Raw genomic sequence first — 25,954 nt, forward strand, 5'->3', positions numbered from 1 at the left:
CGGATGCCGCAGCACGGCGTCGCGCGGACGACCCGTCAGTCGCGACCGGTCAGCCCCCAGGCATCTTCGTCGGAGTCGGCCTCGACCTCGGGCAGGCCATGACTGCGCCGATCGACGGGGTCGTCGTCGTAGCGATCGTCGGGCTCGCCCCAGGTATCGGCGGGCGCGGTGGTTCGGTCGGCCGGAGCGGGTGAGCCGGTCGGGGCCGCGCCGGACGGGGCAGGGGCAGCAGGCGGCGGCCCCGACGGCTCGCCGCGCAGTCGTGCGAGCACCTCGGGCAACTGCTCGGCGGTGGCGAGAACATCGCGCGCCTTCGAGCCCTCGCTCGGGCCGACGATCTCGCGCGACTCGAGGAGGTCCATGAGGCGTCCGGCCTTGGCGAAGCCCACCCGCAGCTTGCGCTGCAGCATCGACGTCGAGCCGAACTGCGTCGACACGACGAGCTCGGCCGCGGCGAGCAGAAGCTCGAGGTCGTCGCCGATGTCGGCATCGATCTCCTTCCGCTCGACGGCGGCCGCGACATCCTGCCGGTACTCGGGCCGCGCCTGCCGGGTGACGTGCTTCACGACGCGTTCGATCTCGGCTTCGGTGACCCACGCGCCCTGTACGCGGATGGGCTTGGACGCACCCATGGGCAGGAACAGCCCATCGCCCTGGCCGATGAGCTTGTCGGCCCCGGGCTGGTCGAGGATGACGCGGGAGTCGGTGACGCTCGTCACCGCGAAGGCGAGACGCGAGGGCACGTTGGCCTTGATGAGGCCCGTGACGACGTCGACGCTCGGCCGCTGGGTGGCGAGCACGAGGTGGATGCCCGACGCGCGAGCGAGCTGCGTGATGCGCACGATCGAGTCCTCGACGTCGCGCGGAGCCACCATCATGAGGTCGGCGAGCTCGTCGACGACGACGAGCAGGTACGGGTACGGCTTGAGCTTGCGCTCGGAACCGGCCGGCAGCACGATCTCGTCGCCCACGACGGCCTTGTTGAAATCGTCGATGTGACGGAAGCCGAACGACGCGAGGTCGTCGTAGCGCATGTCCATCTCCTTCACGACCCACTGCAGCGCCTCGGCCGCTTTCTTGGGGTTCGTGATGATGGGCGTGATGAGGTGCGGTACTCCGGCGTAGGGTGCGAGTTCGACGCGCTTCGGGTCGATGAGCACCATGCGCACGTCGGCGGGCTTCGCTCGCATGAGCAGCGACGTGATCATCGAGTTCACGAAGCTCGACTTGCCCGAGCCGGTCGAGCCCGCCACCAGCAGGTGGGGCATCTTCGCGAGGTTGGCCACGACGTGCCCCCCGCCGACGTCTTTTCCGACGCCGATCGTCATGGGATGCGACGCGTTGACCGCCGCACCCGAGCGCAGCACGTCGCCGAGGGTCACCGTCTCGCGGTCGGCGTTCGGGATCTCCACGCCGATGGCGCTCTTGCCCGGGATCGGCGAGAGGATGCGCACCTCGTTCGACGCGACGGCGTAGGCGAGGTTCTTCGAGAGCGCCGTGACCCGCTCGACCTTCACCCCGGGGCCGAGCTCGATCTCGTACTGCGTGACCGTCGGCCCGCGCGAGAACCCCGTGACCTTCGCGTCGACGCCGAACTGGTCGAGCACCCCGGTGATCTGGCGCACCACGTCGTCGTTCGCCTGCGAACGCGACTTCGCGGGCGCGCCGGCGGCGAGCGTCGATGCCGCCGGCAGCGAGTACGGGCGTTCGGGTTCGGCGCCGTCCTGAGCCTGTCGAAGGGATGCCTCGCCGCCGTCGATGCCGCCGAGCCCGCCGTCGCCCGTGGTCGACGCGGCAGATGCGCCGTCATCGAGCCCGTCGAACATCGGCAGGGCCGTGGTCTGGCCGCCTTCGTCGCCGCGAAGGCCCGTGCCGCCGCGTGGGACGTCGCCGGTGAAGTGCGCCAGCGCCGACTCGGCTCGCTCGAGATCGCCGAGCACCTCGGTGCCATAGGAGGCGGGGCCGCCCACTCCTTCGAGCGGGGACTCGAAGCTCCCCGCGGCCGATCCGGGACCGAACACCTCGGTGATGCCGTCGGCGCCCGGGGCCTCGAATGCCGGGTCTTCTTCGCGGTTGGAGTCGTTGCGTCGCCACCACGGCAGCAGGCCGGTGTGCTCGGGCTCGTCGCCGAGGTCGTCGATGCCGTCGAGCTCTGCCTGCACGGCCTTCTTGCGCTCGCGGCGCGAGGGCTTCGCCGGGGTGTCGGCGGGTGCTTCGGCCTCGTCGGGAGCTCCGAACAGCCAGGCGTAGAGCTCGCGGAACCGTGACGGAATGCGGTTCGGCGGCGTCTTCGTCATGATGAGCAGCGAGAGCGCCGCGAGCAGGATGACGACGATCGTCGCCCCGACCGACGTGATGAGCAGGATGAGCGGCTGCGCGAGCATCCAGCCCAGGATGCCGCCGGCGCGAGCGAGCACCGCCATGCCCTCGCGCGGCTCGGGCTGACCGCCGAAGAGGTGGCAGAGCGCCGACACGGTGAGCAGGAGCAGGCCGAGTCCGATGCCGATGCGAGTGTTGTCGTGCACCGAACTCGGGTGCCGGAACAGCCAGACGGCGAAGACGAGCATGACCACGGGAAGTGCGAACGCGACCCGGCCGAAGAGCATGCCGAACGTCCACGCGTCGAGCGTCTGCGCGATCGGATCGTTGATGAAGAACCACTCGACGACGGCACCCGCGATCGCGAGCAGCACGATGAAGAAGGGCAGTCCGTCGCGACGTTCCTCCTTCGCGAGCGTCTCGGGACCGAGTGCGCGCGCCGCACCCCCCGTCAGGTGCGCGAGGCCCATCCAGGCGCGGACGAAGAGGTTCGGCCCGGCCGGCGCGGACGCCGCCTTCTTCGACGCCGCGGACGCCTTGGCCGTCGCCGGCAGCTTCTTGGTGGGTGCCGTACGCGAGCTCGAGCTGCGCGACGGGGTGCCCGAGGCGCGCCCGTTCGACCTGGTGCTCGTAGCCATGCTCCCCACGTTACGGCCGACCCCCGACTCCGCCCCGTATCAACGGGCGAGTGTCTGCGGATCGGATGACCCGGCGGAGGGTCATCCGATCGGTCGGACGCAGGGTCAGCGCAGGGTACGGACCATCGTGTCCCGGCCCCCTCGGGACTCGACGACCACGAAGGACTCGGAGCGGTAGAGCGCCTCGGCGAAGTTGCCGTGCTCGACGCTCAGCGTCAGCCGGGCGAAGCCCGCGCTCCGCGCCCCCTCCACGAGCGACCGCAGCAGCGCGCGACCGACGCCCTGCGCACGCCAGAGCGGCCGCACGCCGATGATGAGCTCGGGTACACCCGCGGCGACGAATCCGTGTGCTGCGGCATCGGCGCCGAACAGTCGGTACCACGCCGCAGCCACCGGGCGGCCATCGCCGTCGACCGCGACGACGCCGCGGTCGGCGGGGCGCTGCCATCCGGCGATGTAGCCGCGGTACACGGGGTCGGCGAGCACGACCGGCCGGGGACGGGTCGCACCCGCCCGCCAGTTCGCCGCCTCCACGACCATGTCCGCGAGGAACGCGCCGTCGTCGGGGACGGCGGATCGGATGCCGAACGCCGCCATGCGCGGATGCTACGACCGAGGTGTTACGTCCGTGTTTCCCGCTCGGAAGCGGATCGTCGCGCAATCAGAATCGGATCGCATCGATCACCTTCACCCGCACCGCCGTCAGCGCGGGCAGGAGCCCCGCGAGTGCGCCGACGACCGTCGCGGCCAGGATGCCGACGACGGCCGCCTCGACCGGGAAGCCGGGCATGTCATCGGGCGAGGAGCCGATGAGCATCGCCGGGAGGGGGCTGCGCACGAGTGCGATCGACACGCCGACGCCGACGATGCCGGCGACGAACGTGCCCACGACGCTCTCGAGCATCACCGCGAAGAACACGCGCCCGCCGGTCGCGCCGAAGGTGCGTCGGATGCCGATCTCGCGGATGCGGGTTCGCACCGTGACGAGCGTGATGTTCACGAGGCTGAGCGCGCCGAGCACGAGGATCACGACGGCCACCCCCGCCACGACGAGCTTCGTCGCCAGAAAGGGATCCTCGGGCCAGGCGCCGTAGTCGCCCCGCCAGCCGTCGAACCCCGAGCCCTCGCCGAGCGCGGCACGCACCTCCTCGGAGATCGCCTGCATGAGTCCGTCGGCGTGCTCCTCGGGCACCCACATCTCGTAGCTCGGCGAACTCATCATCATCGGATCGACGACGACGCCGAGCGCTGGGAACGCATCGTTCAGCACATAGGCACTCTCGCCGTCGTACTCGCTCATCGCACGCGAGACCCCGATGATCACCGCGCTCACACCCGAATCGGCGAGCTCGAGCGTCGGATGCGTCGCCATCGGCGGGCGCCCGAGCCGATCCCAGACCACCTCGTTCACGATCACGGCGGGAGCGAGACGCCGGGCGTCACGGTCGGTGAACCACGCACCGTCGACGATCTGCACGCGGTGCATCTCGCCGTACGGCACGTCGATGAGCTGCAGGTTGGCGGGCGAAACCCCGTCGGCGTACTGCACGTTCGCGCTCGCCCAGGTCACGCGGCTCGCGAAGGCGACCTCGTGACGGGCGAGCGATTCAGTCCATGCCGCGTCGACCGCGGCGGCGTCGATCTGCCCGGTCGGGCTCTGCATGTAGGCCGAGAACGTGATCGACGCCGGTCGGCCGCTCTGGCGCTCGCTCACCTCCCGAGAGAGTTGCTCTGCCATCGCCCCCGCGCCGACGACCGTGGTGAGGGCGCAGACGGCGACGGCCACACCGACGAGTGAGAGCAGCACTCGACCCTTGTGGATCCGCAGCTCCTCCCAGGCCTCGGCGAGCGACGAGGCGATCCCGGTGAGGAACTTGCCGAGCCCCCTCACGCCGCGGCCCCGTCGACGAGCTCAGCGTGCGCCGGGTCGTCGGCCGCGTCGGCCGCGTCGGCGCCGCCGTACTCGCGCGGCTCGTCGGCGATGAGGCGCCCGGCCTCGAGCCGCAGGTGACGCGACGCTCGCTGCGCGATCGCGGGGTCGTGCGTGATGGTCACGAGCGCGGCGCCCGTCTCGCCGGCGACCTCCTCCATCAGCTCCATCACGGTCTGCCCCGTCGCGAGGTCGAGCGCGCCGGTCGGTTCGTCGGCGAGGATCAGCCGGGGCCGGCGCACGAGGGCGCGCGCGATCGCCACACGCTGCTGCTCACCGCCCGACAGCCGCGAGGGCAGCTGTGCGACGCGCTCGCCCAGCCCGACGCGCTCGAGCATCTCCCGCGCGATCTTCTCCCGCTGCCAGAATGCGCGACCGGCGTCGTAGTACAACGGGGTGGCGACGTTCTCGAGCGCAGTGCGCCCCGGGAGCAGGTTGAACTGCTGGAAGACGAAGCCGATCTCGCCGCCGCGAAGACGGTCGCGTGCGGCACCGCGGAGCCTGCGCGCATCGCGCCCGAGGAACGTGAGCTCGCCCGACGTCGGCGCATCGAGCAGCCCCAGCACGTTGAGCAGCGTCGACTTGCCCGAACCCGAGCGGCCGACGATCGAGACGCGGTCGCCTTCCGCGACCGCGAGGTCGACCCCCGCCAGGATCGTGAGGGGCTCACCATCGATCACGTCGACCGTGCGCGTCACGTCGCGCGCCTCGAGGAGAACGCTCACTTGCCCTCCATGCAGACGGTCGCGCCGTCGGGCCCGGTCGTGCAGGCGGCCTCGGGAACCGCCGGCGCGCCGGGCACGAACTGCAGCACGGTGTCGCCCTCGGCGAGGCCCTCCACGATCTCGACCTGCGAGCCGTCGGTGAGCCCCAGCTTCACGGGCTGTTCACGGTGTGCACCGTCGGCATCGACGAGCCACACGAGACCCGTCTCGGCTCCGCCCTCCACTGCCGTCGTGGGAACGATGAGCACGTTCTCCGCGGCGCCCGCTGCGATCGTCACCTGAGCCGCGAGACCCGCGAAGACGCGGACCTCGGCGGGAACACGGCAGGTCACCGTCGCCGCACCGCCGGTACCCGCACCGGCCCCTGCGGCGCCGTCGCCGTTGCCGTCGCCCTCGCCCGCGCCGTTCAGCGGCGTCGTGATCGCGAGACCGGTGCATGCGAACGGCGCGGGTCCGCCGCTGATCTCGACCTGCGCCTCACTCGGCTGCTGCTTCAACCGGTACTGGAGTGCGGGCGCGATCGAGGCCGTGACGTTGAAGGTCGGCGGCGCGACCTTACCCGAGACCTGGCCGACGGTGATCGGCTGCCCGGGGAGCACATCGAGCGACGAGAGCACACCCGAGGCGGGTGCGAACACCTTCTCGAAGTGGTGGCCGGGCTCGGGCGGGGTAATGACGGGCGCACCTTCGGGACCGGTCGTGGTGATCGGCTCGGGCTGGTCGACGACCTTGATGTCGAACAGCTTGTCGCCGGCCTGCACCTGTTGGCCGACCTTCGCGAACACCTCGTCGACCGTGCCGTTGCCCGTCGCCTTGACCGACACCGCGGTATCGGCATTGACGGTGCCCGTGAGCACGACGTCGTTCGCGATCGAGCCTCGCGCGACGGGTGTCGTCGCCTCCTCGACCGTTCCCGTCGGGTATGCCGTCTGCGGATCCTCAGCGCGGTCGGGGAAGAACGCCAGCTTCGCAAGCGCGACGGCGATCACCGCCGCCAGCACGATCCGGATGCTCGGGAAGATCCATTTCCGCCAGACGCCCACTGCGCTCCTTCGTTCGGGTCGCCCGACGGAGGGAAGGGTGTCGGGCTCGCTCAACCATAGAGACCGGAGACCAGTCTCCGGAAGCCTCATCGGGGACGAATCGGGGGCTTCCCTGATCCATCCGCCGGAGCGAGCGCGGGGTAGCCCGCGCCCGGCTCGGCCTCACGCCTCGATGACGAGCGGAACGAGCATCGGGCGACGACGCAGGCGACGGTTCACCCACGTGCCGAGCGTGCGCCGCACGAGTTGCGAGAGCGCGTGCGAGTCGCGAACGCCGTTGTGCGCGGCATCGGCCAGCGCTGCGATGATCTTCGGCTTCACGTCCTCGAACACGGCGTCGTCTTCGGCGAAGCCGCGCGCGTGGATCTCGGGGCCGGAGATGACGCGGCCGGTCGAGGCGTCGACCACGACGATGACCGAGATGAAGCCCTCCTCGCCCAGGATGCGGCGATCCTTCAGGTCGGCATCGGTGATCTCGCCGACCGTGGAGCCGTCGACGTAGACGAATCCGAGGTCGAGCTGGCCGACCACGCGCACCTCGCCGTCGCGGAGGTCGTACACCGTGCCGTTCTCGCCGATGAACGTGTTGCGCTCGGGGATGCCCGTTTCCTGGGCGAGCTTCGCGTTGGCGAAGAGATGACGGTATTCGCCGTGGATCGGCAGCACGTTCTTCGGTTTCAGGATGTTGTAGCAGTAGAGCAGCTCACCTGCCGCCGCGTGGCCTGACACATGCACCTTCGCATTGCCCTTGTGCACCACGTTCGCGCCGAGCTTCGTGAGCCCGTCGATGACGCGGTACACGGCGTTCTCGTTGCCCGGGATCAGGCTCGACGCGAGGATGACCGTGTCGCCCTCGCCGATCTCGATCTGGTGGTCGCGGTTCGCCATGCGGCTCAGCACCGCCATGGGCTCGCCCTGCGAACCGGTCGACATGTAGACGATGCGATCGTCGGGGATGTCGCCCGCCTTCTTGTAGTCGACGAGCACGCCCTCGGGCACCTGGAGGTAGCCGAGATCGGCCGCGATGGTCATGTTGCGCACCATCGAGCGGCCGAGCAGGGCGACTCGCCGCCCGTTCGCGTGGGCGGCGTGGAGCACCTGCTGCACGCGATGCACGTGGCTCGAGAAGCTGGCCACGACGACCTTGTTCGTGGCCCGCGAGATCACCTGGTCGAGCACGGGGCCGATGTCCTTCTCGAGCGGGGTGAAGCCCGGGACATCCGCGTTCGTCGAATCGACCATGAACAGGTCGACGCCCGCCTCGCCGAGACGCGCGAACTCGCGCAGGTCGGTGAGCCGTCCGTCGAGGGGCAGTTGGTCCATCTTGAAGTCGCCGGTGGCGAGCACCGTGCCCGCGTCGGTCTTGATGGCCACGGCGAGTGCGTCGGGGATCGAGTGGTTGACGGCCACGAACTCCAGGCCGAAGGGGCCGAGCCGCTCATGCTGGCCCTCTTTCACCGTGAGGCTGTAGGGCTGGATGCGGTGCTCCTTCAGCTTCGCCTCGACGAGAGCGAGCGTGAGCTGCGAACCGATCAGCGGGATGTCGCCGCGAAGCTTCAGGAGGTACGGCACCGAGCCGATGTGGTCCTCGTGCCCGTGTGTCAGGACCACTCCGACGATGTCGTCGAGCCGGTCGCGCAAGAATCCGAAGTCGGGCAGGATCAGGTCGACGCCGGGCTGGTGCTCCTCGGGGAACAGCACGCCGCAGTCGACGATGAGGATCTTGCCGTCGATCTCGAAGCTCGTCATGTTGCGGCCCACTTCGCCAAGGCCGCCGATGGGGATGATGCGCAGGGTTCCGGCCTCGATCGGGGCAGGGTCGATGACGACGTCGGACATGAAGTCCTCCTTCTGTTCGCGGTGTTCAGTTCGGTGCGACGACCGGGCGTCGCGGATGTCTCGTGGTCTTCGCTGTCGCGGGCGGCCGCCAGGCCGTCGGCCGCTCGAGCTCAGCGTGTGGTGCCGGCGACCTTCGGCAGGGCGCCGCCGGCGGCGGCGTTGCGGTCCGGGCGGAACCGATGGAAGTCGACCCCGGGGATGCCCTGCACGAGGTCGATCTCGTCTTCGATGAGCGCCGCCTCCCACTCCTCGGGGCCGACGAGCGGCAGTCGCACGCGCGGGCTGGAGATGCGGCCGAGGCCGTGAAGGATGTACTTCGCCGCGACCGTGCCCGGGACATGCGTCATCACGGCGCGCACGAGCGGTTCGAGCCGCTGGTGCTCGGCGGTCGCGGTCGCGAGGTCGCCGCGGTTCACGGCGTCGACGATCGTGCGGTACGGGGCCGGGGCGATGTTCGCCGTGACGCCGATGAGGCCCGTGGCCCCGATCGACAGGTGCGGGAGCACGTTCGCGTCGTCGCCCGAGAAGTACATGAGGTCGGTCTGGTTGAGCACCCGGCTGACCTCGGAGAAGTCGCCCTTCGCGTCCTTGATCGCCAGGATGTTCGGGTGCTTCGCGAGGCGCAGGATCGTCTCGTACTTGATCGGCACGCCCGTGCGACCCGGGATGTCGTAGAGGATGACGGGCAGGTCGGTCGCGTCGGCGACGAGCCGGAAATGCGTGAGGATGCCCGCCTGCGTCGGCTTGTTGTAATACGGCGTCACGATCATGATGCCGTCGGCACCGACCTGTTCGGAGTGCTTGTAGAGCTCGATCGCGTGTGCCGTCTCGTTCGAGCCGCCACCGGTGATGATCTTCGCGCGGCCTGCGGCGACGTCTTTGCCGACCTCGACCAGTCGGATCTTCTCGGGGTCGGTCAGGGTCGAGGTCTCACCCGTGGTGCCGGTGACGACGATGCCGTCGGCACCCGCCGTGATGACGTCGTCGATGTGCTTCTCGACCCCCGGCCAATCGACCTCGCCGTCAGCCGTCATCGGCGTGACGAGCGCGACGAGCACTTGTCCGAAGGGGTTCTCTTGAGTCACGCCCACCAGCGTATCGGTTGCCTCCCGCTCCGCGTGGCCCACACCGTCGGCGACCGCGCGGGCCGCGTCAACCGCGCAGACCGCGCTGCTCCGGAATGTCGGATGCCTCGGCGACACGCCGCGCGGTGTGCCAGGCGCTCCGGCGTGGCCGACGGGACATCCGACATTCCGGAGGCCGCCCACGCAGGTTCAGCGATTCAGGTGCACGCCTCGGTCGATCGTCGTCAGAACAGCCGCCAGGACGGTCGGCCAATCGTGCACGATCAGGGCGTAATCGAACCTGAGCGTCGAGTACCCGAGGCCGGCGGCGATCGCGTCCCGCACGAGATCCCTGTGTCGCTTGGGCGGCGCATCGTGGTTCGGCTTGCCGTCGACCTCGAGGATCAGCCGGTCGCCGAGCACGAAGTCGACCCGGCCGACCCCACCGATCACGACCTGCGAGACGAGGTCGATGCCGTGCTCGCGCAAACGGAATCGCAAGAGCGACTCGAGACCGCTGTCAGCGTCCTCGCGCGCGAACCCGAGCATCCACCGTGCCGATGCCGGAAGGCGGGCGCTGAGCCGTTCAAGCATGATCGGGGTGAGCCGCCGCTGGCGAAGCGCGGACTCGAGCGTCACGAAGAAGCTCTCGGCCCCGCCGCAGCGATACACCTGCACGAGCATCGTCACGATGCCCGTGCGCCGGCCGAGCTCGCATCGCGCGACGCGATGCGTGCGGCATCGGCAGCCCGGATGGACGTGCACGCGATCCTTCGCGCCGACCGCCACATGCACCGCATCGCTCTCGTCGAGCACCCAGAGTCCCAGCATCCGCGCGGCCGACACGCACGCCGGCATGCCGCCGTGCGCGGCCGCAACGACCACGGGCGATGGTGCACCCGGCAACGCCCACACGCCCTGCCGCACGCGCACGATCGCCGCCCCACGCGACGCGATGCGAATGTCGTGCTGGCCCACCCCAGCGCCGAGCAGGTCGCTCGTGCGCGCAATCGATCGCCCGTTGAACGCATTGCGGATGGCGGCATGCACCCGCCAACCGTGCCACCCGGCGCCCCGTCGTGACCGCGCACCGCGGCAACGGTGGACGTTCGATCGTGGTTGTTCCGATGGGGAGGAGGAGTCGCCCACTGGGTTCGCGGACGGAATCGCGGGGTCATTCCTCCGAAATGTCGGAGGCTTCGCAGGACACGCCGACGAGACGCCCTGGTGCACAGCGTGTCGCGCACCTCGTCCGACATTTCGGATGCGTGCGAGGAGGTGCGGCCCGAAGTGGGCGCCTCCGTCCGAGGCGTCAGTCGCGGGTGTAGGTGCGGAAGCGGTATCCGATGCCGCTGCGAGAGGCATGCGCCCCGACCTCGGGATCGGAACCGGCGAGTCGCCAGCTGAGGTCGATCGAAGGAGCGAAGGTGTCGCCGTCGACCGCGAGATCGAGTTCGGTGACCTCGATTCGATCAGCTCGGTCGATGACGCGAGTGAAGAGCTCGGCCCCGCCGATCACCCAGATCCATTCGGGGTCGGATGACCCTGCCAGCGCCAGTGCGTCGTCGATCGAGCCCACGCGCACGGCGCCCTCGGCCGCCCACTCGGGGTTGCGGCTGACGACGACGTTCGTACGCCCGGGCAGCGGGCGGAACCGCGGCGGCAGCGACTCCCAGGTCTTGCGGCCCATCACCACGGGACTGCCGAGCGTCGCCTGCTTGAAATGCGCGAGGTCTTCTGGGACGTGCCAGGGCATCGCGCCGCCAGCACCGATCACGCCGCCGTGCGCTTCGGCCCAGATCAGGCCGATGCGGGGCGCGGCGGCGCCTTCGGACTGCGGCGAGGCATCGGTGTTCACGTGGCTCACACCGCGACGGCGGCGCGGATCGCCGGGTGGTGCTGGTACCCCTCGACGACGAAGTCGTCGTACTCGTAGTCGAAGATCGACTCGGGCGTGCGGGCGAACCGCAGGGTCGGCGCCGGGTAGGGGTCGCGTGAGAGCTGCTCGCGCACCTGATCGACGTGGTTGTCGTAGATGTGGCAGTCGCCGCCCGTCCACACGAAGTCGCCGACCTCGAGCCCGGTCTGCGCCGCGACCATGTGCGTGAGCAGTGCGTAGGAGGCGATGTTGAACGGGACGCCGAGGAACAGGTCGGCGCTGCGCTGGTACAGCTGGCACGAGAGCCTGCCGTCGGCGACGTAGAACTGGAAGAGCGCGTGGCATGGCGCGAGCGCCATGTCGGGGATGTCGGCGGGGTTCCACGCCGAGACGATGAGCCGACGCGAGTCGGGGTTCACGCGGATCTGCTCGACCACATCGGCGATCTGGTCGATGACCTCGCCCGACGGCGTCGGCCAGGAACGCCACTGCACGCCGTAGACGGGGCCGAGTTCGCCCGAGGCGTCGGCCCACTCGTCCCAGATCGTGACGCCGTGCTGGCGCAGCCAGCCCACATTCGACGAGCCCTGCAGGAACCACAGCAACTCGTAGGCGATCGACCTGAAGTGCACGCGCTTCGTCGTGATGAGCGGGAAGCCCTCGGACAGGTCGAACCGCAGCTGCCGCCCGAACACGCTGCGCGTGCCCGTGCCGGTGCGATCGCCCTTGACGGCCCCGTGCTCGAGCACGTCGCGCAGCAGGTCTTCGTACGGGGTGGGAATCGTCTCGGACATCGAATCAAGGCTAACGCCGTCGAGGGGGGCTGCGGATGTCCCACGCCCGTCATCGTCCGTCACACTCGCGACGCCCGCCGTCGGCGAGCCTACGCTCTGATCCATGGACTGGCTGGCAGCGCTCGCGGTCGGCGCCGTGCTCGTCGCGGCGGCGACGGCGACGGGGTTGCTCTGGCAGTCGCGCCAGGGCCGCGCGCATGCCGGATCGGGTGAACGCGTGCGCTCCGCCGAGCTCGGTCCCGTCACCTTCGGCGACGCGGCGACCATCGTGCAGTTCTCGACGGAGTTCTGCGCCAAGTGCCCCGCGACGGCGCGGCTGCTCCACTCGATCGCGGGCGACGCGCACGGGACCCGGCACGTCGAGATCGACCTGACCCGGCGCGCCGACCTCGCACGCAGGTTCGATGTCACGCAGACGCCGACGACCCTGCTCCTCGACGCCGACGGCATCGTGCGAGCCCGGTTCAGCGGAGCTCCGCACGCGCACGCGGTGCGCGCCGAACTCGATGAGATCCTCGGGAGGCATCATGTCGGAACCCAGCACTGAGCAGCAGGTCGGCGCCGGCACGGGAGCGCCCGGGATCGACCCGCGCGGTCCCCGCTTCGGCGCGGGCATCACCGCCGTCCTCCTGCTCGTCACCGTCGTACTCGGCGTCGCCGGCGCGTGGGCCGCGGCGTTCTGGCTGCTCGTCGCCGCCACCGCGCTCTTCGCGTGGGGCGCGTTCGCGGGCATCCGACGGCACCCCTACGGCCTCCTCTTCGCGAAGCTCGTGCGTCCACGGCTCGCGCCGCCGGCCGAACTCGAGGACCCGCGCCCGCCGACCTTCGCCCAGGGCGTCGGCTTCGCAGTGGGCCTCGCTGGCGTCCTGCTCGGCGTGCTCGGCGTGCCGTCGGCCGTGCCGATCGCCGCGGGCATCGCGTTCTTCGCCGCGTTCCTCAATGCGGCCTTCGGCTTCTGCCTCGGCTGCTGGATGTACCTGCTGCTGGTGCGTGCGCGAGTCATCTCCGCCACCTGACGCCCGGGACATCCGCCCCCGGCTAGGCTGGGAGCCCGTCTCGAAGTGGAGGATCCCATGGCGCTCACGAGTGAATCGACCACCATCTGGAGGGGCACGCTCTTCGAAGGGTCCGGCGATGTCAACCTCGACTCGTCGGGGCTCGCCACCTTCCAGGTGACCTGGGAGGGTCGCTCCGAGGGCGTTGCGAACATGACGAACCCCGAGGAGCTGCTCGCCGCGGCGCACTCGTCGTGCTTCTCGATGGCGCTCTCACTCGCGCTCGCACAGGCGGGCAATCCGGCCGAGAGCATCCAGACCACTGCCGCGGTGACGTTCGAGGCGGGCAAGGGCGTGCTCGGCAGCCACCTGCTCGTGAGCGCGCGCGTCCCCGGAATCACCGAAGCGGAGTTCGAGGCGTTCGCCGACGACGCGAAGGACAACTGCCCCATCTCGAAGGCCCTCGCGATCCCGATCACGATCGAAGCCGAACTCGCCTGACCGATGAGAGTGCTCGTCGCCGGGGCATCCGGATTCATCGGCGCCGAGCTGGTCGACCACCTCACCGCCGGCGGACACGATGTCGTGCGACTCGTGCGGCGACGCGCGCTGTCGCCCGATGAGGCGTCGTGGTCGCCGGCCGCGGGCATCATCGACTTCACCCTGATGGACCGAGTCGACGCGGTCGTGAATCTCGCCGGCGCATCACTCGCGCGCATTCCCTGGACCAAGGGTTACCGCCGCGAGATCCTCGACTCGCGCGTCAGCACGACGCGCACGCTCGCCGACGCGATGCGCAAGGCGCGGCGGCCTCCCTCGACCTTCATCAGCGCGTCGGCGGTCGGGTACTACGGCGACCGTCCGGGCGAGCTGATCACCGAGTACTCCAGCGCCGGCACCGGGTTCCTCGCGGGGGTCGTCGAGAAGTGGGAGGCGGCCGCACGTCTCGCGCCCGACGAGACCCGCACGGTGACTGTGCGCAGCGGCATCGTCGTCGGCCACGGCCATGGCCACAGCCACGGCGGGAGCCTGAAGCGAGTTGCCGCGTTCACGAGGCTCGGTGTGTCGGCTCGGCTGGGCACGGGCGGGCAGCACTGGCCGTGGATCGCCCTCGCCGACGAGGTCGGTGCGATCGCTCACCTGCTCGACTCCGACGTGTCGGGACCGGTCAATCTCGCGGGCCCCACACCCGCGACCGCCGACCGTGTCATGACGGCGATGGCCGAGCGCATGCGCCGGCCCCACGTCTTCAGCGTTTCAGAGAAGCTGCTCGGGCTCGTGCTCGGTCAGGCTGCCGAGGAGCTGCTGCTCTCGAGTCAGAAGGTGCGGCCCCAGCGCCTCATCGACGACGGCTATCGCTTCGAGCATGCGACCGTCGAGACGGCGCTCGACGCGATGCTCGGTCGATAGCGCTGCGATCGGCGCCGCCGCCCCGGCGCGAGACGACTCAGCGCTGCGCGCGATCGAGTTCGATGGCGCGTCTCACAGCCTGCCGTGCGCGTCGACGATCACCGGCCGCGTCGTATGCCAGGCCGAGCCGCAGCCATGCCCGCCACGAGTCGGGTGCGGCCTCGGTCTCGGCCCGGAACCCGTCGAAGGCGGCGTCGGCCGCGGCCCGCTCAGGTCGGCCGCTGGGCCGCAACGGCAACCCGAGGTCGAGCCCGCCCTCTTGCTCGAGCCGTTTCACGAGCGCCTGCGAGCGGATACCGAATGCGAGCTCCCGCCAGAGCGCCCACCCTGCGACGATCGGCAGCACGATGAGTGCGATGCCGATCGCGATCGCGATCGGCTCCCCCGTGCCCATGAACTGCACCGCACGCCAGCCCACGAGCACCACGTAGACGACGAGCAGCGCCGCCATGATGAGCGCGCCGGTCTTCGTGCTCATCGAGCGGTGCCCGGCAGCCCGAGATCGAGCAGCGCGTCGAGGCCGACGGTGACGCCCGATACCTCGGTCGCGCGTCGCAGGGCGAGCAGGATGCCGGCCTCGTACGAACTCGGCGACAGTGTCGAGTGCGTGAAGGTGAGTGTCTCGCCGTCGCCGCCGAGGATGACGCGCTGCTCGGCGAGCACTCCCGACATACGCAGGCTGTGCACGGGGATGCCCGACACGAGCTGCCCGCGTGCGCGCTGGTCGGCGTGCGGCGCGGCGACCGGCCCGGCGGCGCCGCGACCTTCGCCGATGAGCTCGGCGGTGCGCACGGCGGTGCCCGACGGCGAGTCGACCTTGCCGGCGTGGTGGGCCTCGACGATCTCGATCGAGTCGAAGTACGGGGCGGCGAGCGCGGCGAACGACGACGCGAGCACGCTGCCGATCGAGAAGTTCGGCACGAAGACCACCGCGCCGGCGTCGTCGTGACCGCGCACGAACTGCACGATCTCGGCGATGCGATCGCTCGACCAGCCCGACGTGCCGACCACGATGGGGATGCCCGCACCGGCGGCGAACTCGACGATGGCCGCACTCGCGCCGGGGTGGGTGACGTCGAAGGCGACATCGGCACCGAGCATCTCGTCGAGACTCGACCGCGAGTCGAGCGCGGCGTGCAGTTCGAGGTCGTCGGACTCGTCGATGAGTCGAAGTGCCAACTGCCCCATCTTGCCGGTGGCCCCGGCCACGGCGACCCGTTTCGTCACGCCTTCACCCTAGCAAGGGGCATCCGACCGTTCGGATGTCGCCGAGCGGGCTCGCGACGCCGTCGTAGTCTGATCGCATGCTGCGTTTCCGCCCGGCCGACGTGACCGATCCCGATGCCCACGCGCTGCTCGACGCGTACTTCGCCGAGCGCGCAGCCGGCTTTCCGGTCGAACAGGGTCGTTACCGCCCGACGTCGCCGAGAGCCGAGCAGTTCACTCCCCCTGCAGGCGTGTTCCTCGTGGTCGAGAACGATGACGGCGAGCCGGTCGGGTGCGGCGGTGTGCGGCGCATCCCGCAGCGCCCCGAGGCGCTCGAAGCGCGGTTCGAGGTGAAGCACCTGTGGCTCGCCCCCGAGGCCCGGGGGCAGGGCGGCGGGCGTCGCCTGCTCGACGAGCTCGAGCGTCGTGCGGTCGGGTTGGGCGCGCAGGAACTCGTGCTCGACACGAACGCGAGCCTCGAGGCCGCCGGCGGGCTCTACCGGTCGGCGGGGTATGCGCCGATCGAGCCTTACAACGACAACCCGAACGCGACGAACTGGTACGGCAAGCGCGTGTAGCGCCGTCAGATCGCGAAGGGCTCGGGCAGGCCGGTGCGCAGCTCGGGCGGCAGGTGCGCGAGGTCGTTGTGCACGACGAGGCTCCAGGGTCGCCCCGGTTTCTGCGTGAGCACGGTGAGGCCGCAGTTGGCCTGGTTGATCGAGACCCAACGCCAGTCGGGCGCGCCGAGCACCTCGCGCACGAACCACGCGATCACGAAGTTGTGGGTGATGAGCAGCTCGTGCCGGTCTTCGCGGTGCGAGCGCAGGAACTCGTCGACGGCATCGGCCATCTGCGCGCTGCCGGCCTCGATCTCCTCATCGGTGACGGAGCCGAAGAACGGGTCGTACACCTTCGGCGTCTCGGGTGCCGGACCCGACGGGATGCAGTCGAACAACAGCGCCGACGGCTCGGGGTTCAGTGCCGGCATCTTCGCGGCGATGATCTCGGCCGTCTCGGCGGCGCGCTGCAACGGCGAGTGCCAGGCGTGGTCGAACGGGATGCCGCCGAGCCGCTCCGCGAGGAGCTCGGCCTGCCGGCGGCCGCGCGGCGAGAGCGGCCCGTCGGGCATGCCGTGCTCGGCGTCGATCTGCTCGCCGTGTCGGACGAGGTAGAGATGGTGGGCCACTGGGATTCGATTCCTGTACTCGTGTCGGGTCGCTCACGCGACGTCGATGCTCGGCGCGATGCGGTCGACCGCGCGGGTGAGGGCCGCCTCGTCGGTCGCCCCGACGGCGACGAGCGAGAACGGACGGGCGACGAGGTCGGCCGCGAGCGCCTGCACGTCGTCGACCGTGACGAGTGCGATGCGCCGCAGGGCCTCATCGAGATCGGCGAATTCGCCGAGGGTCAGTTCGGCACGGCCGAGCCGTGACATGCGGGTGTCGGAGTCTTCGAGGGCGAGCGCCGACGCGCCCGCGAGCTGACCTGCCGCGCGGCGCAGTTCGTCGGCGGTGACGCCGTCGCTCGCGAGCCGCTCGAGTTCGTCGCGCATGAGCTCGGCGACCGTGCCCGCCTTCGCCGGCGCGCATCCCGCGTACATGCCGAAGAGTCCCGCATCGGAGTAGGCGGGCGCGAACGAGTACACGGCGTAGGCGAGGCCGCGGCGCTCGCGGACCTGCTGGAACAGCCGTGACGACATGCCCGAGCCGAAGATCGCGTTGAGCATGCTCATCGTCGAGCGGCGGTCGTCGGTCGCCACGAGACCCGGCACGCCGAGCAGCAGGTTCACCTGCTCGGTGGGCCGTTCGACGACGGTGAGCGGATGCCCCGCCGCGAGGTTCGCCGCGAGCGCCGACCGGCGCTCGACGGGGGCCGCGCCGACCGAGAGGTCCCACCCGGCCGTGCCGAGCGCGCGCTCGAGCTCGACGATGAGCGCGTCGTGGTCGACCGCACCGGCGATGCTCACGACGAGGTCTTGCGGGCGGTAGTTGGCGCGGTAGTGCTCGGCCACAGCGGAACGGGTCGCCGCGCGGATGGTGTCGGGGTTGCCGCCGATGGGCCGGCCGAGGGGGTGCTCGCCGAGAACGGCCTCGAAGAACCGTTCGTTCGCGACATCGGCGGGGTCGTCGCCGGCCATCGAGAGCTCTTCGAGGATGACCCCGCGCTCGTTCTCGAACTCGTCGGGGTCGAGGAGCGACGAGGTGAACATGTCGGCGAGCACGGCCACGGCCATCGGCAGGTCGCGATCCTGCACCTTGGCGTAGTAGCAGGTGTACTCCTTGGCGGTGAGCGCGTTGTGCTCGCCGCCGACGGAGTCGAACGAGATCGCGATGTCGAGGGCCGTCCGGCTCGTGGTGCCCTTGAACAGCAGGTGCTCGAGGAAGTGCGTGGACCCGTAGCTCGCGGGGTGGGCGGCGTCGGCCCCCTGCTCGTCTCTCGAGCCGACCGCGACCCAGAACCCGATCGTGGCGCTCCGGCTGCCCGGCACCTGCTCGCTCAGCACGCGCACGCCCGAGGGGAGGATGCTTCGCCGTACCCGGGCTCCGCCGGTGGCCTCGAACGAGAGCTCGGACAGGCCGAGTGGGAGGTCGACGGCGCCGTTCATCCCGCCCAGCCTATGCCACCCGCCCGGTGCGGGCGAGGTTCGCCCCCGATCGGCGCGGCGCCCCGCCGCACGGCGAGTCGTTCATCGGGGCGTCAGGCGGAGGCGCGGTCGAGCTCGACGAGTTCGGAGCGCTGCAGCTCGACATCGGCAGCGGCCATGAGCGCCTCGACCTGCTCGGGCCGCGTCGCGCTCACGACGGGTGCCGCCACCGTGGGCTTCGCGAGCAGCCAGGCGAGGGCGATCGTGGCGGGCTGCACGCCGTGGGCGAATGCGACGGCGTCGAGCGCGGCGAGCACGCGGTGACCGCGTCGACCGAGGTGTGCGGCCTGCCGGGCCCCGCGGGCGTCGTGCCTGGCGTCGGAGCGGCGGCGCACGCCGCCGGCGAGGAACCCGTTCGCGAGCGCGAAGTACGGCAGTACCGAGAGCCCTTGCGCGTGCGCGACGAGTTCGGGGGCACCCTCGAACGGTCGCCGATCGAGGAGGTTGTACCTCGTCGTGAGCGCTTCGAAGCGAGGCAGTCCGTTCGCGGCGAGCACGCGTGCCTCGATGAGCCGTTCGGGTGAGAAGTCGGAGGCGCCGATGGCGCGCACCTTGCCGGCGGCGATGAGCGCGTCGACCGCGCCGAGGCGTTCTTCGAGGGGAACCTCGACGTCGTCGTCGTGGAAGCACAACAGGTCGATGCGATCGATGCCGAGACGGCGCAGCGAGTCGTCCACGGCGGAGACCAGGTCGACGGCGCCGAGCGCGCGGTGCTCGGGGTGGCGGCCGACCCTCGTCGAGACGACCATGCGGTCGCGAGTGCCGCGCGAAGCCATCCACTGCCCGATGATGGACTCGCTGCGCCCCGCGGCGAAGCTGTCTGCGGTGTCGAGGATCGCACCGCCGGTGCCGGCGTACCGGTCGAGCACGGCGAACGCCGCTTCGGCGTCGACGGTCCAGCCGAAGGTCGAGCCGCCGAGCGCGAGAGGGTGCCCTGAGAGGCCGGTGTCGCCGATCGTGACGCGCTGCGGCACCGTGATCGGACCGGAAAGCGGGTTCGACGTGATCGTCTCGATGCGGTGTTCGGCGGTGTCGGCCGCGTCGATCTCGACTTCGTCGTCGAGTGGGCCCGGCGTCGTCGCGCGCCCTCGTTGCGTGTACGTCGCCCCCGCAACGCTCGCCGCATGCCCCTGCATGCTGTGTCGTCGAGCCACTCTGCTCCTCCTCCCCAGGATTTGGATATCGAGGATATGCGCGGTTCGACGCCGTGCTGCGCCGAACCCCCGAACTTCGGGTGAACTGTTACCGAATCGTTTCGGCAGGCGGGTTCACGCGCCGAATCGCGCGGTGAGGCGAGCGGATGTCGCGACCTGCGTCACCCCGCGCGGCGCACGAGCGCCTCTGCCTGGCGCAGCACCGGGGCGTCGACCATCTCACCGCGGAACGTGAACACGCCGGCCTCGGTCGCCGCCGCCTCGAGCACAGCGAGGGCCCACGCGAGGCGTTCGGGATCGGGACGGTACCCCTCGCGCACGACCGCGACCTGCGACGGGTGTATGCACGCGGTCGCGGCGAACCCGAGCGCCGCGGCGTCGTCGACCTCGGCACGCAGACCGTCGAGGTCGCCGATGTCGAGGTGCACCGCGTCGATCGCCGCGATGCCGTTCGCGGCCGTCGCGAGGCGCACCTGGGACCGGGCGTGCCTCGCGACGTCGCGATACCGCCCGTCGCCGAACCGGCTCGATGAACCGCCGAGCGACGCGACGAGATCCTCGGCACCCCACATGAGCGCCGAGACGTTCGGGAGGTCGGCGACCTCGGCCGCGGCGAGCACGCCGCGCGCGGTCTCGCAGAGGGCGATCACCTCGTAGTCGACGAGCCCGACGAGATCGGCCGTGCCCTCGCACTTCGCGAGCATCACCGTGCGGTACGGCGTCTCGGCGAGCGCCGCGAGATCGGCCTCGTGGTGCGGGCTGTCGGCCGGGTTGACGCGCACGATCACCCGCTCGGGGTCGATCGTCGTGGTGAGCAGCGCGATGCGCGCGGCGTGCTTCGCGTCCTCGGCGACCGCGTCTTCGAGGTCGAGGATCACGGCATCGGCGCGGCCGGCGGCCTTCGCGAACCGGTCGGGCCGATCCGCGGGGCAGAAGAGCAACGCGGGGCCGAAGCGGAACGCGGGGTGGGTCATCCGCTCGTCTCCTCGCCGGCTGCCGCCTGCCGCTCGCCCGCCTCGCGCAGCCAGACGAGCATCGTTCGCGACGCGGTCGCGACGACGACGCCGTCCTGGTTGCGCGCCGTGTGCGCGAGCACCACGACGCCCTGACCCGGACGCGATGCGGACTCGCGCTTCGACTCGACGACGCTCTCCCCGTACAGCGTGTCGCCGACGAACACCGGGTGCGGGAACGCCACGGCACCGAACCCGAGGTTCGCCACGAGGGTGCCCCGCGTGAGCTGGCTCACCGACTGGCCGACGAGGGTCGACAGGGTGAAGAGGGAATTCACGAGCGGCTCTCCGAACGGCTGCCCGGCCGACCATGCCGCGTCGAGGTGAAGCGGCTGCGGGTTCATGGTGAGCGTCGTGAAGAGCACGTTGTCGGCCTCGGTGACGGTGCGGCCCGGCCGGTGCAGATAGCGCACACCCTGCTCGAACTCCTCGTACCAGAGCCCGCGCTCCACGATCTCGCGCATCGGCGTCTGTTCACTCGGCGCATCCGTCATGGTGAACCTCCTAGCCGATGCCCAGCTCGCGTGCGATGACCATGAGCTGCACCTCGTTCGTGCCCTCGCCGATCTCGAGGATCTTCGAGTCACGGTAGTGCCTCGCGACGAGACTCTCGTTCATGAAGCCCATGCCGCCGAAGATCTGGGTGGCGTCGCGGGAGTTGAGCATGGCGGCGTCGCTCGAGACGAGCTTCGCCATCGCGGCCTCCTTCTTGAACGGGAGGCCCGCATCGACCCGGCGGGCCGCGTCGTGCCAGGCGAGGCGCGCGGTGTAGACGCGCGCCTGCATCTGGGCGATGGTGAAGGCGACGTACTGGTGCGACGCGATCGGCACGCCGAAGACATTGCGCGTCTTGGCGTAGCTGAGCGCCTCGTCGAGGCAGCCCTGCGCGACACCCGTCGCAAGTGCGGCGATCGCGATGCGGCCCTCGTCGAGCGTGCGCAGGAAGTTGGCGAAGCCGCGGCCTCGTTCGCCGAGCAGGTTCGCGGCCGGCACGCGGACGTCGTCGAAGGTGAGCGGGTGGGTGTCGGAGGCGCGCCAGCCCGACTTGTCGTAGCCCGGCGCCACCGTGAAGCCGGGAGTGGCGTTCGGCACGATGATCGTCGAGAGCTCCTTCGAGACCGAGCCGTCGGGGCGTTCACGCTCACCGGTGACCGCCGTGACCGTGACGAACTTCGTGATCGGCGTGCCTGAGTTGGTGATGAACTGCTTCGAGCCGTTGATGACCCACTCGTCGCCGTCGAGCACTGCGGTCGTGCGGGTCGCGCCGGCATCGGATCCGGCCTCGGACTCCGTGAGGCCGAACCCGGCGAGCGCGCGCCCGGCGACCAGGTCGGGCAGGTGCTCGGCCTTCTGCTCGTCGGTGCCGTGCCGGTAGATCGGCATCGCGCCCAGGCCGACGGCCGCCTCGAGGGTGATCGCGATCGACTGGTCGACACGGGCGAGGGCCTCGATCGCGAGGCACAGGGCCATGTAGTCGCCGCCCTGGCCGCCGTGCTCTTCGGGGAACGGCAGGCCGAAGAGCCCGAGCTCGCCCATCTGCGCGACGACGTCCATCGAGAGCGTGTGGGTGCGGTCGGCCTCGTACGATTGCGGGGCGACGACGGTGTCGGCGAACTCGCACACCATGTCGTACAGCTGCTGTTCCTCGGTGCTCAGGTCGTGCATGGTGCTCCTCATTCCTGGTCGGATGCGTTCGCGACGGCGCCCTCGTGAGGGCCGTCGGAGGGGTCGGATGCCGCGGGGTGGGGCTCGATGCGCGCGACCGCCTGGTCGCGACCGACGAGGTCGCCCACGGCGACGGCGAGCCGAACCGTGCCGTCGAGTGCTGCGATGACGCGGTGCTCCATCTTCATCGCCTCGATCGCGACGATGGCGTCGCCCGCCTCGACGGTGTCGCCGTTCTCGGCGAACACGGCGGTGACGGTTCCGGGCATCGGCGCGCGCAGGTCGGGGTCGGCGGCGAGCCCGCCGCGTTCGGTCGCGGCGCGTCGGCGCTCGGCGTGGGTTCGACGGTCGATGCGCACGAAGGCGGCCGCGGCGCCGCCCTGGTGCACCCACACGGCGCCGTCGTCGTCGACGCGGATCACCGCATCGGCGAGGTCGTCGGGTGCCGATCCGTCGGGAGCTGCGGCGACCGTGCGCACCTCGTGCGGGTGGTCGCGTGGGGCGAGCAGCACCTCGGTCGCGTGCACGCCTCCCGGGCGCCAACCCGTCGCCGACTGCCAGGCCGCGGGTCCGCCGGCAAGAACCGCGAGCCGCTCGTCGGCGTCATCGCGCGCGAACCGGCGTGCCGCCGCATCGATGAGCGCGGGCACCGGCTCGGCGACGTGACCCTCGGGCATGCGGTCGATGAGGCCGGTGTCGAGGTCACCCGATTGCACCCCCGGTTCGGCGAGCAGCCGGCGCAGGAAGGCGATGTTGGTGTCGACCCCGAGCACGACCGTTTCGGCGAGGGCCGCGTCGAGCCGCTCGAGCGCCTGTGCACGATCGGAGCCGTACGAGATCACCTTGGCGATCATCGGGTCGTAGTAGGCGGTGATCTGCTGGCCCTCGCGGATCCCGGCGTCGACCCGCACGCCCTCGCCCTCGGGCGCCCGCCAGGCGAGCACCGGGCCCGTCGACGGGAGGAAGCCGCGATGCGGCGTCTCGGCATACACCCGCGCCTCGACGGCGTGACCCTCGAGCCGCACCTCGTCCTGCGCGAACGCGAGCGGTTCGCCCGCGGCGATGCGGAGCTGCTGCTCGACGAGGTCGACGCCCGTCACGAGCTCGGTCACGGGGTGCTCGACCTGGAGCCTGGTGTTCATCTCGATGAAGAAGAACTCGTCGGGGGCGACATCCGACACGAGGAACTCGACCGTGCCGGCACCGAGGTAGCCGACGCTGCGGGCCGCGTCGCAGGCCGCGATGCCGATGCGCTCGCGCGTCGACGCGTCGAGCAGCGGCGAGGGCGCCTCTTCGATGACCTTCTGGTGACGCCGCTGCAACGAGCACTCGCGTTCGCCGAGGTGGACGACGGTGCCCGCCGCGTCGGCGAGGACCTGCACCTCGATGTGGCGGGGGCGTTCGATGAGGCGTTCGAGCAGCAGCGTGTCGTCGCCGAACGCGGCACTGGCCACGCGACGTGCGGTGGCGAGCGCCGCGGCGAGTTCGCCGGCTTCGCGCACGACCTGCATGCCCTTGCCGCCGCCGCCCGCAGAGGGCTTGACGAGCAACGGGAACCCGACCGAGTCGGCGGCGGCGATGAGCGCGGCGTCGTCGAGCGTGGGGTCGGCGATTCCGGGCACGATCGGCACGCCGGATGCCGCGACATGGAGTTTGGCCCGGATCTTGTCGCCCATCACGTCGAGGGCCTCGTCGCCGGGACCGACGAAGACGATGCCCGCCTGACGGCAGGCGCGGGCGAAGCCCGCGTGCTCGGAGAGGAACCCGTACCCGGGATGCACCGCCTGTGCGCCGGTGGCGCGTGCCGCCTCGACGATGCGCGCGGGATCGAGATAACTCTCGGTCGCGGGCGCCGGGCCGATGCGCACGGCCTCGTCGGCGAGGAGCACGTGCGGGGCGTCGGCGTCGGCGTCGGAGTACACGGCGATCGAGTGGATGCCGAGGCGGCGCAGCGTGCGGATGACCCGCACCGCGATCTCGCCGCGGTTGGCGACGAGCACCCTCGAGAACGGGCGCTCGGGCTGGTCGACGCTGCCGGTCGTGGACGCGGGATCGGATGTGCTCGTGAGCGTGACCATTCGCGCCTCTCTGCCGCTCGCGCGCCCACACAGTTAGCGCGCACTAACTGGAAATCATGTTAGTGGCGATTAACTGAAACCACAAGCGGTCGGCTGAGGAAGCTCAGGGCGAACCTGTGGCGAGCGCATCGGCGAGCCGATGGACGCCGTACTCGAATGCGCGCTCGACATCGCCGCCGAGGCGGAACGCGCCTGCCAGCTCCATGCTGACGAACCCGTTCGCCCAGGCCGTCAGTGTGCGGGCGGCGTCGAGCGCGTGATCGGGGCCGGACAACTCGGCCGCGACCGCGAGCATCGACGCGCTCGCCCCCCTGAGCACGTCGGGGTCGATCGCGAGGTCGCTGCCCGGCGTGAACAACAGGCCGAATGCCGCGGGACGCTCGTGCGCGAACCCACGGAACGTGCGCGCGAGCACCATGAGTCGCGCGGGCCCATCGGGCGCACCGGTCGCCGCGGCGTCGAGGCGCTCCCCGAGTTCACGGGCGGTCGCCTCGGCGACCCGCGTGACGAGCTCGGCCCGGTTGCGCACGCGCTTGTAGAGCGAGGGCGCCCTCACGCCCACGCGCGTGGCGACGGCCTGCATCGTGAGGCCCGCCAGACCCTCGGACTCGAGCAGTGCACGGCCCGCGGCGACGATCTCGTCGAGTGAGGTGCGGTCAGGTGTCGGCATGGGTCCCCCGGTTCGATCTCGTGCTGGCTATTGACCGTAGCCATGATGGCTATGTATATTAGCCATCATACCCACCCAGATCGACGAAGGCGGAACATCCATGCGACTCGGCCCATCCCTGCACCGAATCGGCAACGACCTCGTCGCCGTGTACCTGGTCGACACCCCCGACGGCATCACGCTCATCGACGCGGGCCTCGCCGGGCAGTGGCGCGAGCTCACCGCCGAGCTGACCGCGATGGGCCGCTCGATCGACGACGTCCGAGGCGTGGTGCTCACCCACGGCGACACCGACCACATCGGGTTCGCCGAGCGCCTGCGCCGCGACCACGGCGTTCCCGTGTACGTGCACGAGGCCGACGCGGCACGCGCTCGCGGTGAGGAGTCGACCAAGCCCGAATGGGGCCGCATGAAGCTCGGCGCGACCGCGAGGTTCCTCTGGTACGCGCTCACGCACGGCGGCGTGCGCACGACGCACCTCGGCGATGTCGTCACCGTGCGCGACGGCGACGTGCTCGACCTGCCGGGGGCGCCGCGCATCATCGGAATGCCCGGCCACTCCCCCGGCAGCATCGCCATCCACGTGCCCGCCGCCGACGCGGTGTTCGTCGGCGACGCGCTCACGACGCGCCACGTGCTCACGGGCGCAGCGGGCCCGCAGCCGGCACCGTTCACCGACGACCCCGCCGGGGCGCTCGCTTCGCTCGGCCGGCTCGAGGGGCTTGAGGCCGCGTGGGTGCTGCCCGGTCACGGCACACCGTGGAACCGCGGGGTCGCCGAGGCCGTGCGCGAAGTCACCCGCGCGGCTGCGGCATCCGACTCGTGAACTCGCGCGGCAAGGCCGCGCCGAGAGTGCAGTCGGCGCCCCTTTCGCGGCGTCGACTGCAC

The 25,954-nt window shown here is 70.7% G+C and carries 26 protein-coding genes; 6 read left to right on the forward strand and 20 right to left on the reverse strand.

All coding sequences use genetic code 11. The annotated features are described in order from the left end of the window. Window positions 1-35 precede the first annotated feature (35 nt). From LQ757_RS15895 to LQ757_RS15940, 10 genes are all read right to left on the reverse strand, one after another. Window positions 36-2,957, reverse strand: a complete 2,922-nt coding sequence (locus tag LQ757_RS15895; protein WP_231048252.1) for an FtsK/SpoIIIE family DNA translocase — start codon at window positions 2,955-2,957, stop codon at window positions 36-38. 105 nt (window positions 2,958-3,062) lie between these two features. After that, window positions 3,063-3,554 (reverse strand): GNAT family N-acetyltransferase, encoded by a 492-nt coding sequence (locus tag LQ757_RS15900; protein WP_231048253.1) that lies wholly within the window; start codon window positions 3,552-3,554, stop codon window positions 3,063-3,065. A 64-nt stretch (window positions 3,555-3,618) separates the two neighbouring features. After that, window positions 3,619-4,848, reverse strand: coding sequence for an ABC transporter permease (locus LQ757_RS15905; RefSeq protein WP_231048254.1), 1,230 nt, complete (start codon window positions 4,846-4,848; stop codon window positions 3,619-3,621). Next, entirely contained in the window at window positions 4,845-5,612 is a 768-nt protein-coding gene (locus LQ757_RS15910; RefSeq protein ID WP_231048255.1) for an ABC transporter ATP-binding protein, read from the reverse strand. The genes LQ757_RS15905 and LQ757_RS15910 overlap by 4 nt, the downstream gene beginning before the upstream one ends. After that, window positions 5,609-6,655 (reverse strand): permuted SH3 domain-containing protein, encoded by a 1,047-nt coding sequence (locus LQ757_RS15915; RefSeq protein ID WP_231048256.1) that lies wholly within the window; start codon window positions 6,653-6,655, stop codon window positions 5,609-5,611. Before LQ757_RS15915 ends, LQ757_RS15910 begins: the two co-directional genes overlap by 4 nt. Before the next feature lie 162 nt (window positions 6,656-6,817). Further along, a complete protein-coding gene (locus LQ757_RS15920) occupies window positions 6,818-8,494 on the reverse strand; it encodes a ribonuclease J (RefSeq protein ID WP_231048257.1) in 1,677 nt (558 codons plus the stop codon). A 110-nt stretch (window positions 8,495-8,604) separates the two neighbouring features. After that, a complete protein-coding gene (dapA, locus tag LQ757_RS15925) occupies window positions 8,605-9,579 on the reverse strand; it encodes a 4-hydroxy-tetrahydrodipicolinate synthase (protein ID WP_308195646.1) in 975 nt (324 codons plus the stop codon). A gap of 189 nt (window positions 9,580-9,768) precedes the next feature. Then, a complete protein-coding gene (locus tag LQ757_RS15930; RefSeq protein ID WP_231048258.1) occupies window positions 9,769-10,608 on the reverse strand; it encodes an endonuclease domain-containing protein in 840 nt (279 codons plus the stop codon). Window positions 10,609-10,870: 262 nt separating this feature from the next. Further along, complete coding sequence (locus tag LQ757_RS15935) at window positions 10,871-11,425, reverse strand: dihydrofolate reductase (protein ID WP_308195647.1); 555 nt, start codon at window positions 11,423-11,425, stop codon at window positions 10,871-10,873. Further along, the gene (locus LQ757_RS15940) at window positions 11,422-12,231 is read right to left on the reverse strand and encodes a thymidylate synthase (RefSeq protein WP_231048259.1); all 810 of its coding nucleotides are present in this window, start codon (window positions 12,229-12,231) and stop codon (window positions 11,422-11,424) included. Before LQ757_RS15940 ends, LQ757_RS15935 begins: the two co-directional genes overlap by 4 nt. Before the next feature lie 103 nt (window positions 12,232-12,334). On the opposite strand from LQ757_RS15940, the gene LQ757_RS15945 reads away from it, so the two are divergent. From LQ757_RS15945 to LQ757_RS15960, 4 genes are read left to right on the forward strand one after another with little or no spacing between them, the layout of a single operon-like run. Beyond that, window positions 12,335-12,778, forward strand: coding sequence for a TlpA family protein disulfide reductase (locus tag LQ757_RS15945; RefSeq protein ID WP_231048260.1), 444 nt, complete (start codon window positions 12,335-12,337; stop codon window positions 12,776-12,778). Further along, entirely contained in the window at window positions 12,759-13,247 is a 489-nt protein-coding gene (locus LQ757_RS15950; protein WP_231048261.1) for a DUF4395 domain-containing protein, read from the forward strand. Before LQ757_RS15945 ends, LQ757_RS15950 begins: the two co-directional genes overlap by 20 nt. Window positions 13,248-13,304: 57 nt before the next feature. Then, the gene (locus LQ757_RS15955; RefSeq protein ID WP_231048262.1) at window positions 13,305-13,727 is read left to right on the forward strand and encodes an OsmC family peroxiredoxin; all 423 of its coding nucleotides are present in this window, start codon (window positions 13,305-13,307) and stop codon (window positions 13,725-13,727) included. A 3-nt stretch (window positions 13,728-13,730) separates the two neighbouring features. After that, window positions 13,731-14,636 (forward strand): TIGR01777 family oxidoreductase, encoded by a 906-nt coding sequence (locus LQ757_RS15960; RefSeq protein WP_231048263.1) that lies wholly within the window; start codon window positions 13,731-13,733, stop codon window positions 14,634-14,636. Between the two features lie 37 nt (window positions 14,637-14,673). Here LQ757_RS15960 and LQ757_RS15965 read toward each other — a convergent pair whose 3' ends face one another. Continuing rightward, entirely contained in the window at window positions 14,674-15,114 is a 441-nt protein-coding gene (locus LQ757_RS15965; protein WP_231048264.1) for a hypothetical protein, read from the reverse strand. Beyond that, entirely contained in the window at window positions 15,111-15,863 is a 753-nt protein-coding gene (gene dapB, locus LQ757_RS15970) for a 4-hydroxy-tetrahydrodipicolinate reductase (protein WP_308195648.1), read from the reverse strand. The genes LQ757_RS15965 and dapB overlap by 4 nt, the downstream gene beginning before the upstream one ends. A 77-nt stretch (window positions 15,864-15,940) precedes the next feature. Between dapB and LQ757_RS15975 the strand changes: the two genes are divergently transcribed. Beyond that, window positions 15,941-16,420: a GNAT family N-acetyltransferase gene (locus LQ757_RS15975; protein WP_231048265.1), complete on the forward strand. Its 480-nt coding sequence runs from the start codon at window positions 15,941-15,943 to the stop codon at window positions 16,418-16,420. A gap of 5 nt (window positions 16,421-16,425) precedes the next feature. Here the strand turns inward: LQ757_RS15975 and LQ757_RS15980 are convergent, their stop codons facing one another. From LQ757_RS15980 to LQ757_RS16015, 8 genes are all read right to left on the reverse strand, one after another. After that, the gene (locus tag LQ757_RS15980; protein WP_231048266.1) at window positions 16,426-17,028 is read right to left on the reverse strand and encodes a histidine phosphatase family protein; all 603 of its coding nucleotides are present in this window, start codon (window positions 17,026-17,028) and stop codon (window positions 16,426-16,428) included. Window positions 17,029-17,061: 33 nt separating this feature from the next. Beyond that, window positions 17,062-18,447: a M16 family metallopeptidase gene (locus tag LQ757_RS15985; protein WP_231048267.1), complete on the reverse strand. Its 1,386-nt coding sequence runs from the start codon at window positions 18,445-18,447 to the stop codon at window positions 17,062-17,064. Window positions 18,448-18,539: 92 nt separating this feature from the next. Next, entirely contained in the window at window positions 18,540-19,640 is a 1,101-nt protein-coding gene (locus LQ757_RS15990; RefSeq protein ID WP_231048268.1) for an aldo/keto reductase, read from the reverse strand. Between the two features lie 161 nt (window positions 19,641-19,801). Next, a complete protein-coding gene (locus tag LQ757_RS15995; RefSeq protein ID WP_231048269.1) occupies window positions 19,802-20,614 on the reverse strand; it encodes an HpcH/HpaI aldolase/citrate lyase family protein in 813 nt (270 codons plus the stop codon). Beyond that, window positions 20,611-21,147, reverse strand: a complete 537-nt coding sequence (locus tag LQ757_RS16000) for a MaoC family dehydratase (RefSeq protein ID WP_231048270.1) — start codon at window positions 21,145-21,147, stop codon at window positions 20,611-20,613. Before LQ757_RS16000 ends, LQ757_RS15995 begins: the two co-directional genes overlap by 4 nt. Before the next feature lie 10 nt (window positions 21,148-21,157). Further along, entirely contained in the window at window positions 21,158-22,318 is a 1,161-nt protein-coding gene (locus LQ757_RS16005; RefSeq protein ID WP_231048271.1) for an acyl-CoA dehydrogenase family protein, read from the reverse strand. A gap of 8 nt (window positions 22,319-22,326) precedes the next feature. Further along, window positions 22,327-24,396 (reverse strand): acetyl/propionyl/methylcrotonyl-CoA carboxylase subunit alpha, encoded by a 2,070-nt coding sequence (locus LQ757_RS16010; protein ID WP_231048272.1) that lies wholly within the window; start codon window positions 24,394-24,396, stop codon window positions 22,327-22,329. A gap of 103 nt (window positions 24,397-24,499) precedes the next feature. Beyond that, entirely contained in the window at window positions 24,500-25,066 is a 567-nt protein-coding gene (locus LQ757_RS16015; RefSeq protein WP_231048273.1) for a TetR/AcrR family transcriptional regulator, read from the reverse strand. 100 nt (window positions 25,067-25,166) lie between these two features. On the opposite strand from LQ757_RS16015, the gene LQ757_RS16020 reads away from it, so the two are divergent. Further along, complete coding sequence (locus LQ757_RS16020; protein ID WP_231048274.1) at window positions 25,167-25,892, forward strand: MBL fold metallo-hydrolase; 726 nt, start codon at window positions 25,167-25,169, stop codon at window positions 25,890-25,892. Window positions 25,893-25,954 lie beyond the last annotated feature (62 nt).

Origin of the sequence: Agromyces cavernae (assembly GCF_021044935.1) — a bacterium.
In the GTDB taxonomy this organism is placed as follows: domain Bacteria; phylum Actinomycetota; class Actinomycetes; order Actinomycetales; family Microbacteriaceae; genus Agromyces; species Agromyces cavernae.

Bases quoted from the DNA above. Each gene is read 5' to 3' on its own strand.
- LQ757_RS15895 (WP_231048252.1), bottom strand. From the start codon at position 2,957: ATGGCTACGAGCACCAGGTCGAACGGGCGCGCCTCGGGCACCCCGTCG.
- LQ757_RS15900 (WP_231048253.1), bottom strand. From the start codon at position 3,554: ATGGCGGCGTTCGGCATCCGATCCGCCGTCCCCGACGACGGCGCGTTC.
- LQ757_RS15920 (WP_231048257.1), bottom strand. From the start codon at position 8,494: ATGTCCGACGTCGTCATCGACCCTGCCCCGATCGAGGCCGGAACCCTG.
- LQ757_RS15940 (WP_231048259.1), bottom strand. From the start codon at position 12,231: ATGTCCGAGACGATTCCCACCCCGTACGAAGACCTGCTGCGCGACGTG.
- LQ757_RS15945 (WP_231048260.1), top strand. From the start codon at position 12,335: ATGGACTGGCTGGCAGCGCTCGCGGTCGGCGCCGTGCTCGTCGCGGCG.
- LQ757_RS15950 (WP_231048261.1), top strand. From the start codon at position 12,759: ATGTCGGAACCCAGCACTGAGCAGCAGGTCGGCGCCGGCACGGGAGCG.
- LQ757_RS15955 (WP_231048262.1), top strand. From the start codon at position 13,305: ATGGCGCTCACGAGTGAATCGACCACCATCTGGAGGGGCACGCTCTTC.
- LQ757_RS15960 (WP_231048263.1), top strand. From the start codon at position 13,731: ATGAGAGTGCTCGTCGCCGGGGCATCCGGATTCATCGGCGCCGAGCTG.
- LQ757_RS15965 (WP_231048264.1), bottom strand. From the start codon at position 15,114: ATGAGCACGAAGACCGGCGCGCTCATCATGGCGGCGCTGCTCGTCGTC.
- LQ757_RS15975 (WP_231048265.1), top strand. From the start codon at position 15,941: ATGCTGCGTTTCCGCCCGGCCGACGTGACCGATCCCGATGCCCACGCG.
- LQ757_RS15985 (WP_231048267.1), bottom strand. From the start codon at position 18,447: ATGAACGGCGCCGTCGACCTCCCACTCGGCCTGTCCGAGCTCTCGTTC.
- LQ757_RS15995 (WP_231048269.1), bottom strand. From the start codon at position 20,614: ATGACCCACCCCGCGTTCCGCTTCGGCCCCGCGTTGCTCTTCTGCCCC.
- LQ757_RS16000 (WP_231048270.1), bottom strand. From the start codon at position 21,147: ATGACGGATGCGCCGAGTGAACAGACGCCGATGCGCGAGATCGTGGAG.
- LQ757_RS16005 (WP_231048271.1), bottom strand. From the start codon at position 22,318: ATGCACGACCTGAGCACCGAGGAACAGCAGCTGTACGACATGGTGTGC.
- LQ757_RS16010 (WP_231048272.1), bottom strand. From the start codon at position 24,396: ATGGTCACGCTCACGAGCACATCCGATCCCGCGTCCACGACCGGCAGC.
- LQ757_RS16015 (WP_231048273.1), bottom strand. From the start codon at position 25,066: ATGCCGACACCTGACCGCACCTCACTCGACGAGATCGTCGCCGCGGGC.
- LQ757_RS16020 (WP_231048274.1), top strand. From the start codon at position 25,167: ATGCGACTCGGCCCATCCCTGCACCGAATCGGCAACGACCTCGTCGCC.